The 8,615-nt window shown below is 54.6% G+C and carries 5 protein-coding genes and 7 pseudogenes; 6 read left to right on the plus strand and 6 right to left on the minus strand.

The features are described from left to right. Positions 1–106: 106 nt before the first annotated feature. Positions 107–274 (plus strand): annotated as a pseudogene (locus AC0KUR_RS37390) (transposase domain-containing protein); the annotation flags it as partial. Positions 275–314: 40 nt separating this feature from the next. Further along, positions 315–954: pseudogene (locus AC0KUR_RS37395) on the plus strand (plasmid pRiA4b ORF-3 family protein). A gap of 239 nt (positions 955–1,193) precedes the next feature. Here AC0KUR_RS37395 and AC0KUR_RS37400 read toward each other — a convergent pair. Both AC0KUR_RS37400 and AC0KUR_RS37405 read right to left on the minus strand, forming a co-directional pair. Next, positions 1,194–1,625: a TA system VapC family ribonuclease toxin gene (locus AC0KUR_RS37400; RefSeq protein ID WP_226159343.1), complete on the minus strand. Its 432-nt coding sequence runs from the start codon at positions 1,623–1,625 to the stop codon at positions 1,194–1,196. After that, the gene (locus tag AC0KUR_RS37405; protein ID WP_226159342.1) at positions 1,625–1,852 is read right to left on the minus strand and encodes a CopG family transcriptional regulator; all 228 of its coding nucleotides are present in this window, start codon (positions 1,850–1,852) and stop codon (positions 1,625–1,627) included. Before AC0KUR_RS37405 ends, AC0KUR_RS37400 begins: the two co-directional genes overlap by 1 nt. Before the next feature lie 247 nt (positions 1,853–2,099). Here AC0KUR_RS37405 and AC0KUR_RS37410 point away from each other — a divergent pair. After that, positions 2,100–2,310, plus strand: a pseudogene (locus tag AC0KUR_RS37410) (transposase); the annotation flags it as partial. 137 nt (positions 2,311–2,447) lie between these two features. Here AC0KUR_RS37410 and AC0KUR_RS37415 read toward each other — a convergent pair. From AC0KUR_RS37415 to AC0KUR_RS37425, 3 genes and pseudogenes are all read right to left on the minus strand, one after another. Further along, positions 2,448–2,662, minus strand: a pseudogene (locus tag AC0KUR_RS37415) (transposase); the annotation flags it as partial. A 70-nt stretch (positions 2,663–2,732) separates the two neighbouring features. Continuing rightward, positions 2,733–3,284 (minus strand): hypothetical protein, encoded by a 552-nt coding sequence (locus AC0KUR_RS37420; protein ID WP_473377349.1) that lies wholly within the window; start codon positions 3,282–3,284, stop codon positions 2,733–2,735. Between the two features lie 913 nt (positions 3,285–4,197). Then, positions 4,198–5,049: pseudogene (locus tag AC0KUR_RS37425) on the minus strand (transposase). A gap of 829 nt (positions 5,050–5,878) precedes the next feature. On the opposite strand from AC0KUR_RS37425, the gene AC0KUR_RS37430 reads away from it, so the two are divergent. Beyond that, positions 5,879–6,645 (plus strand): IS5 family transposase gene (locus AC0KUR_RS37430; RefSeq protein ID WP_473377351.1). Its coding sequence is split into 2 segments (ribosomal slippage): positions 5,879–5,933 and positions 5,933–6,645, totalling 768 coding nucleotides; the frame shifts between segments, so codons are not numbered across the junction. Positions 6,646–6,653: 8 nt separating this feature from the next. Here AC0KUR_RS37430 and AC0KUR_RS37435 read toward each other — a convergent pair. Further along, a pseudogene (locus tag AC0KUR_RS37435) lies at positions 6,654–6,992 on the minus strand (integrase core domain-containing protein); the annotation flags it as partial. Here AC0KUR_RS37435 and AC0KUR_RS37440 point away from each other — a divergent pair. Together AC0KUR_RS37440 and AC0KUR_RS37445 are read left to right on the plus strand one after the other, a co-directional pair. Further along, positions 6,992–7,438: pseudogene (locus tag AC0KUR_RS37440) on the plus strand (transposase); the annotation flags it as partial. The pseudogenes AC0KUR_RS37435 and AC0KUR_RS37440 overlap by 1 nt on opposite strands. A gap of 501 nt (positions 7,439–7,939) precedes the next feature. Beyond that, positions 7,940–8,615, plus strand: a 676-nt coding sequence (locus AC0KUR_RS37445) for an ESPR domain-containing protein (RefSeq protein WP_473377350.1), incomplete at its 3' end; no start/stop codon positions are given.

The raw sequence follows: 8,615 nt of genomic DNA on the forward strand, positions 1-8,615 counted from the left end.
CCTCCGCATCCTGATCGTGATCACCTTCGCTATAATCCATTGACCGCGCAACACCACCTTCCAAACTGATCACGTTCGCCGAAACGGCTGATCACCATCACCGAAATCCGCAGGCGAGCGTGCGGCGGCAACCGACAGTTTGATCGGTACGGCCAAGCTCAACGGCCTCGATCCCGAGGCGTATCTGCGCGCCGGACTTACGCGCATCGCGGACCATCCGAGCAACCGGGTCGAAGACCTACTGCCGTGGAACATGACCACCCTGGCATCGTAAGGCGATAATGCCGCTGGCTTCCCGTTGACTCGGGGATCAGATGGCGAAATCGTTCCAGCGCTTTACCCTGCACGCGCAGTTTCAACACATCGGAGGCGCCCATCTGGCGCAGGATCGAGGTTGAAGCGACCGAGTCGCTGCGCAAGCTGCACCATATCCTGCAAGCGGCGTTCGGTTGGGAGGAGACCCACCTGCACGACTTCCTGATCGATGTTATGACTTATGCCATGTCCGAGGTCGATGACGTGCTGGACTTCGCTGATCCGCGCACGACCGCCGATGACCGCAAGGTTGGACTACAGAAGGTCCTGCAACCTGGCTCGCGCTTCCTCTATCGGTATGACTGCGGGGACGGGTGGGATCACGCCATCGTCGTTGAGAAAGTGGAAACCGGTGAGAGCGACCCGTGGGGCGCGGCCCAGGTCATCGATGGTGCTCGCGCGTGTCTGCCAGAAGATGTGGGCGGCCCGCCTGGCTAAGACGCGTTCGTGAGCATGCTATCCAACGATCCGAATAGCGAAGAGGCTGACCATTACCGAAACTGGGTCGGCCCCGGCCTCGACTCCGAACTGTTCGATCTGCGTGCTGCCAATGCCACGCTGCTACGCATGGCTTCCAATCGTTGGGGAAACCGGAAACTCACGCTGTCAACACGGTATCCGCTCTACGCTTACAAATAATCTAACAGACTCACTACGAAACGCGTGCGAACGCCTGGATATCGTCGATTGGATGGAGGGCTATTACAATCGGCGACGCCTACACACCTCGATCGGCTTCCTTGCCCTCGTCGACTACGAGGCCAGCTTGATCGCCGCATGAGTTGCTGTACGTGAAACGAGGCAGGGTCGCGAGGCGGGAAGTTTGAACGAAACCAGTTCAAGCGTCGCTGCCTCGGTACCCGACTCTCGAACGAGGATCAAGAAATCAGTTCAAGATGCTTGGCGCCATTTGGCACGGCATCGACAACTAGGCGCCGATCGAAGGTCGCCAACTTGCCGCCGTGAACGCGAGCGAGTGCTAGGAGGTAAGTGTCAGTCAATTGGGCTGATGACAGCAAACGAGCGGCATCAACATGTTTTCCGTCAAGCAGGCTCGCATCGTCCGACCAGAAGGTGTGCCCAGCGTGGGAACGCAGCTGCTCAACAAGGGGCGCAACAGATGCCGGCGAGCCCATCGTGTTTGGATATTTCGGATTGCCGATAATTCTAAGCACGCCGTTCTCGGTAAGTGGGCAAGTGGCCCACGCGGAATGGCCTACCTGAGCAAACCACGCATGCGCTGGCTCATGCTGAACATGTGCAGGGTCGAGCAACGCAATGAGTATGTTGACGTCGAGTAAGTATGTCATCAAAGCGTGTCGTCGCGAAGTTGATTCACGATGTCGAGGGTGACAGGACGAGCGGTTGCGGACACCGGCATCAGCGGCAAGCCGTTCCGGCTCGACTGGTTCGTCGGCGTCCGCTGCAGTGCAGCACGGGCCAGATTGGAAATGACCTTCCCGATACTCGTGCCAGGCTTTGCGCGCGCCCGTGCAAATGCTAGGACATCGTCGTCGATATCGATCGTGGTACGCATGTTGCTCTCCTTATGAGCATTAAACATCGCTTACGATCATTATATCACGACCACATCAAGCATCAACCATCACGCATCAGATGCGTTGCAAAACCCGCAGCCGCAGAGTGAGAGAGGTGGCCGCGCAAATTCGGACGGTCGGATAAGTGGAGCGGCCGGGGCCTGAGCTTGCGATAACGTTGGTAAAGGAACCGAGGAAACGACGAAGAGAACCCGACCCACACGCTGAGCGGCGTTCAAAGCGAAGGTGGCGCTGTCAGCCGTCAAGGGCGAGCGGACGCCGGCCGAACTGGCGCAGCAGTTTGATGTGCATCCGAACCAGATCACGGAATGGAAGCGGCAGTTGCAGGAGCGTGCGACCGACGTTTTTGGGGCGGTCGACACGCCGTCGAGCGAGCCGCCTAGACCTGAAGGCTCTGAACGGGAAGATCGGCCAACTGACGCTGGAGAACGATTTTTTGTCCGGAGTGCTCGGCAAGGCCGGACGTGGCTATCTCAGGCCCATCGAGTACCGTGAAAGCCTCGGGTTAGCGACGCAAATCAGTCGAAGAAAATAGCCGCATCCCCATCGCACAATATTCGGCCGGCGTAAATACCGTAGACGTCGCCAGCACGTCATGCCACTGCCGAAGCCTGCATCCCGCGGGAGGTTCGCCACGGAATACCGAGTTGCGTAACATACAGGATGCCGTTCAGGGGCTATTCGGTCATCGATCTGCGCCGCCGTCCAGCCTTGAAAGATTGCGTGAACATGGCAATCAGTGATTCCAGCGCCCCCCATAACTCGTTACTGATTTTGCGTCTTGCCATGCCGCGAGGATATGAAGTTTGCAGCCTCATATCCGGGTTGTGTTTAGCGACTCTTAAGCAAGCATCGAGCCTATTCCATTATTAGCTTTTTTAACGGAATATGGTCGCAGCTATTTTTTTCATCATTGCTAGTCGCACGTAGGAACACAAATCTCTTCCGTTTCTCAGACCATTCGTAGATGCCACCATTCGGGATAGTTTCGATAAACTCATTCCCCGGTCGCTTTACTTTTGTAAGCGGAATCGGAACGTAAACAATTTTGTCCCCAAAAATACATAAACTTGCCCTGAATTTATAGATCATTTGATCTTCCCCGTAAGGTGAATATATTTCCTCTTCACTGCCCTCCCAGACGGGTTGAACCGAATTCTTTCCGACAATCATGAATATTCCGTATCGATTTTGCCAAATACCAGTACCTTCAAGCGTATTGACCAATACAAAGATAAATAATCTCGACCTGATTCTTTTTGTCGAGGCCAGCACTCCAATAAAATCTTTTGAGGTTGGATTCATAGCCATGATAGCAAGTTTTTGCAGTGAAGTTCCATGGAATGCCTCGAAAACTGGCGTCGTCTGATTGGGAGGACTCTGCGTCGCTGCTTCTGCGAACGGACTCATCGCTACGGTCCGCGCGACAACCGTCTGACAAATAAAAATCACAATAATTATCGTCAATTTAAAAAAAATAGAATATCCGCTTCTGTTGCCATCTAATCGCCGCCGATTTATCCAAAGGAGGGCCGTCGCAGGCAGCCCATAATGCCAACGACAATTAAGGTTGCGAATCACAGTCCTAAAAAATAGTCTTTCCATGTTTTATGGATGGATTAGTTATAAAGATCAATCTATATCAGGAACACATGATAAACGTGAGCACATAACTGCATAGGTTAATAACTTCGGCCAACGGAAACAATCAATGCGTGGACAACTCCTCAATCAAGCATTGGTGGTGTTTTGGGCCTCCAGATGGTCAGAGCAGTGACTACTGCATAATGAATGGATACAACCGCCGTGGGCTGTCAAACCGGTTCGCTCGCGCGTCTCCGGCGGATGCAGAATAAGTTTAGCAGGAGCTCGTTCGATACTTACGTCAAACTCGACCGTCTTCTACGAGTGCGCAGCAATTCTAGGCACATAGATTGTTATGGATATCACAATTAAACAATTGATTCGCCTGTAATCGTAGAATATTTTTCTCGAGGGATTTTCACATCGTCAAAGTTAATTGACATAGAATCTCTCGATCGCAAGCTACGCTTTTAGCCGCAGCCAAAAAGCCGCATTTTTTTACTCTATTTTTGGTTTTAGTTTCACACTGTTTTTATATTATTAATGAAGTGTGATATCTAATATCAATTAATCGGCGCCGTCGACCTCGAATGTGGGCGAAGCGCGACCCAGTCTTGGAAATTTGACTTTGGCATACGCAGCATTACCTATATGTTTTTTGGGCTCTTGAGAACCGTCCTCAGGCGGCGTTGTTGCATAAATCGTGCATAAGGACGAGGTGGCGCGTTGTTTGATAATCTCAGACGATGCAGGCGGACTGTGGGCGAGCGAACTCATTCATGCGGTTGAGCACGCGCACGCGGACGCGACCTCAAGCGCCTGCGAGTTGGCGCGGCGAGCCCACAAGCAAGGGGCCGTGAGCGTCTTGAACCGATACATCGCACTCTCGGTGGGCGAATGACGGTGATAGCAGCAACCCTTCTTCCATTCGCGGCGACCAAGTTTGGCGATCGTATTGACCACTTCGTTGCTCCATGCGGTACCAGGCACGGTCGCGTCCCAGTGAACAGCGCCGCAGCGTCGCGAGATACTGCTGTGGTGCCAACTGCCGCGATCGCGACATGCCACGGCTTGGTGTCGGCAACTTCACCATCGCCGGCGCACGGTATCAAGCAGTTCGTCGGTCGGAATCTGATGGACCAATTCCGCCCCGCATTACCGCCGGCAATATCTTGATTTTTCATCACCCGGCCCATACCTGACTGATATTCGCGTCGATCGCGAAATTCACCTGGCCACTACCTACGGCGCTTCGAATAGCAAAGCTGACGGACTTTCCATTCGCCTTCTCCGGATACGTTCACACTCGTGCTGTCAACCATCAAATCAATCCGATAGCCTTCGCAAACGACCGGCAGTTGTACATCAGGCAGGCACAACAAGGTCATTAGGCATAGCAAGGCTTGAATCAGCCGATGTATAACCACGCACGAACACGCGTCGGTTCGACGTCCCGTATCCTCCCAAGAGCGGTTTCGTCGATCTAAACCGGGACCTTACCTCGGTTGATCAGTCCGGCATTGTACGCCGCCCAGTTTTTAACGCTTTAGAGCGCCTTCGGCTCGTGCGTCCTTCCCCTATTCCTGCGCACATTGTCGGCAAAATCCAGAATCTAAGCAGGAATCGGAATTGCCAATAGAGACCTTACCCCGATCGTTCGCGTAAACGTCACCGCGACGTGACATGTTTTATGCAACAACACCATCTACGGCAGACATGGGAATACTATTTAATTGGGATGCGGGGAACTCGGGGCTTGTCGGACTTGCCATCATTGGGCTTGCTCTCTGTTTTGGCGTACCCGATAGCATCCAGGCAAGAAAGAATGTTAATCGCCATTTCATCGCTAATCCAGAGCCCATGCACTTCGTCATCGAGAGCATGTTTGAGTACTTGAATTCGTTCCTGTTGCGGCGAGCTCACTTGTTGTTCCCCATTCGATTTGAGAATTACAATTTGCCTTCATGGGATGGCTGGATAACGAATACTCGGGAGCGAGTAAGCGCCACCAGTCCTCCGTTAGGCGCTGCGACTGCACTACATTGATCCGACTACCTTAATTTTTAGCGACACGCTTGATGATGTAGTGAGAGTGGGGGGCCCTCGGTGCCACTCAGTGGCGCCAAACTAAACTGCACGCCGGGGTGATCCCCGAGGTTAAATCACCGCCCGACACGACCACTAGCATGTCGCCAGTGTTGAGCCTGCTGCCGACCAGAGCGTTTGCCACCTCGTCTCGTCTATTCAACTCTACAAGCAAGTCCGTTCTCAAAACGCCGCGTGAAAAAAGTTTACAATTCCCCGCAGGGCTGTGCTGGCCTGCCCCCATCAATAGGGCCAATGGGCTTCTAGCAACGTCCCTTTAAGAGACGGTTTCAAAATGGCCCCTTGGGGCTGTTAACTTTCGCGGCGAGCCGTTACTGCCGCCATCCAAGCCACGGCGCAAGAAGAACCCGGGCCGCCTACCGGTTTCGACCGCGGCGCGCTGACCGGCATCTTGTTCGTTCTCAAGACCGGACTGCGCTGGCGCGATCTGCCTGCCGAGATGGGTTGCGGCTCGGGCGTGACGTGTTGGCGACGGCTACGCGACTGGCAGGTTGCCGGCGTGTGGGACCGCTTGCACGAGCTGCTGCTCGCGAAGCTGCGAGCAGCAGACCAGATCGACTTCTCTCGAGCCGCTGTCGATTCATCATCGATTCGCCCCGTTGGGGCAGGCCAAAAAACTGGGCGAAACCCTACCGAACGCGCGCGACCCGGTTCCAAGCACCACATCGTCCGCGACGCCAACGGCACGCCGCTCGCCACGATCCTGACCGGCGTGAACGTCAACGACGTCACGCAATTGCTGCCGCTGATCGACGCGATTCCGTCGATCCGCGGATTGCGTGGCCACCCATTGCAGCGGCCGCGTGTGGTCTACGCGGATCGCGGTTACGACTCCGAGCGACATCGACGCGCGTTGCGCGATCGCGGTATCGAGCCGGTGATCGCCAAGCGCCGTACCGAACACGGCAGCGGCCTTGGCAAATATCGCTGGGTCGTCGAACGCACGCATGCCTGGCTGCATCACTTTCGTCGTCTCCGTATTCGTTTCGAGCGCCGTGCTGACATTCACGTCGCGTTCCTCAAACTCGGTTGCTGCCTGATCTGCTGGAATATCCTCCGGCGCGCCGAACAGCCTTTATGAACCCGTCTCTAAGCCAACTCCTGGAAAGCGGCATGAGTATTCGCGGTTGCCCGGCGCTTCGCCGCAAACTCTGACGGCACAAGGTAGTTCAGTGCGCTGTGCGGTCTTTGCTCGTTGTAGTCCTGACGCCATGCCGCGATGACTGCCCGAGCGTGTGCGAGCGTCGTGAACCAGTGCTCGTTAGGGCATTCTTCGCGGAACTTGCCATTGAACGATTCGATGTACGCATTCTGCGTTGGCTTGCCCGCCTGAATCAACTTCAGAGCGCCGCCGTACGCATACGCCCACTGGTCAAGCGCGCGGCTCGCGTGGTCTGTTCGCACCGCCTTGGGATAGCCACGGAAGCGAACCGCCGCACTTGGTCGTCGACAGCGCGGGCGCAAAGTTTTACGGCGAAGGGGAATGGAAAGTTCGTCAGCATTGCTACTCGAAGCGTCGCACGTGGCACAAGGTCCATCTCGCACTCGTCGCGAACACCGGGCAGTTGCGAGCATTACTCATGACGCACCAGTATGTCGCGGATGGTGAAGTGCTGCCCAAATTGCTTGAACAAATCCCGGACGACGAGTGCATCGATACCCTCGATTCCGCCGCGCGAAGGCGCGGTTCACTGCAAAGCGGTTACCACCGTCGTTCGCTGACCGAGAACGCGATGTACCGGCTCACGACGCCCACTGGACCGTGCCCGTGGGCATGTCGTACCGATACCCAGACGACCGAAGTTGCCGTTCGAGTGGGCGTGCTCAACCGCATGGCCGAGCTCACCCGCCCTCAGTCCGTCCGTATTGTCTGAGATCGTAAACAAAGGCACCACTTCGTCCTCACGACTGATTTACGCAACAAAGCCGCGACGAACTGGAAAGTGGCTCCAGTGCACCATTGCTCTCGGACGGCGCCTATCTAGATTGTGAAATTTGTTGAATTGACGGTTATTGTTTTTAGAGAGAATATGAGAGATTAATAATATGGTTAATTTTTGTGCTGCCTATCATGTCATGCTTAATTTCAAATATTTAGCCAAACATCTTGGTTAATTTTCACTCTGCATCAGACGGCTAGAATAATTTTATTGCTGATAATTCAGTAAAATTTTCACGAGTAGGTGGCATTTTTCATATTTGCTCATCGTACTGAGGCGTTCTTTTCTACCATAATGTTCTGGCGATTGTATCGGGGAGCTGCCATAACATCATGGAATGGAAGATATATTGTAGTTGATGCGATTATTGTTTTGTTTGTGCGTATCACATTGATCGCCTCGATCTAGTCTTCAAAATTTAATTGGTTTGAGATAATGAATAAAATATATAAATTAATTTGGAATCCTGTTCGTAACAAATTTGTTGTTGCGCACGAACGGGCAAAGGGGAATGGTCGTGGTTCCGTGCCGATTGTACGTCAGGCTGTCGTCAATGGTGCGCTCACAATCGCATTGACTGGAATGTCGGTGCAAGCGGCTGGTGCTGCGCAACCGAACTGTTTTAGCAGGGAAGGGTTTGTAAGTGTTAACGGATCTGCAGCCGTTCTACCCGAATGCATGGGGCCAATTGCGGAACTTGTAGCGGAAGTACTTGCCGCCAATGGTGATGGCGCCACGAACCACGGTGCCAACGGCACGGCCAACGGCAACGGTGCCACGAACAACGGTGGCAACGGCACGGCCAACGGCAACGGCGCCACGAACAACGGTGGCAACGGCACGGCCAACGGCAACGGCGCCACGAACAACGGTGGCAACGGCACGGCCAACGGCAACGGTGCCACGAACAACGGTGGCAACGGCACGGCCAACGGCAACGGCGCCACGAACAACGGTGGCAACGGCACGGCCAACGGCAACGGCGCCACGAACAACGGTGGCAACGGCACGGCCAACGGCAACGGTGCCACGAACAACGGTGGCAACGGCACGGCCAACGGCAACGGTGCCACGAACAACGGTGGCAACGGCACGGCCAACGGCAACGGCG

This window comes from Burkholderia sp. YHN3-13 (assembly GCF_055810675.1).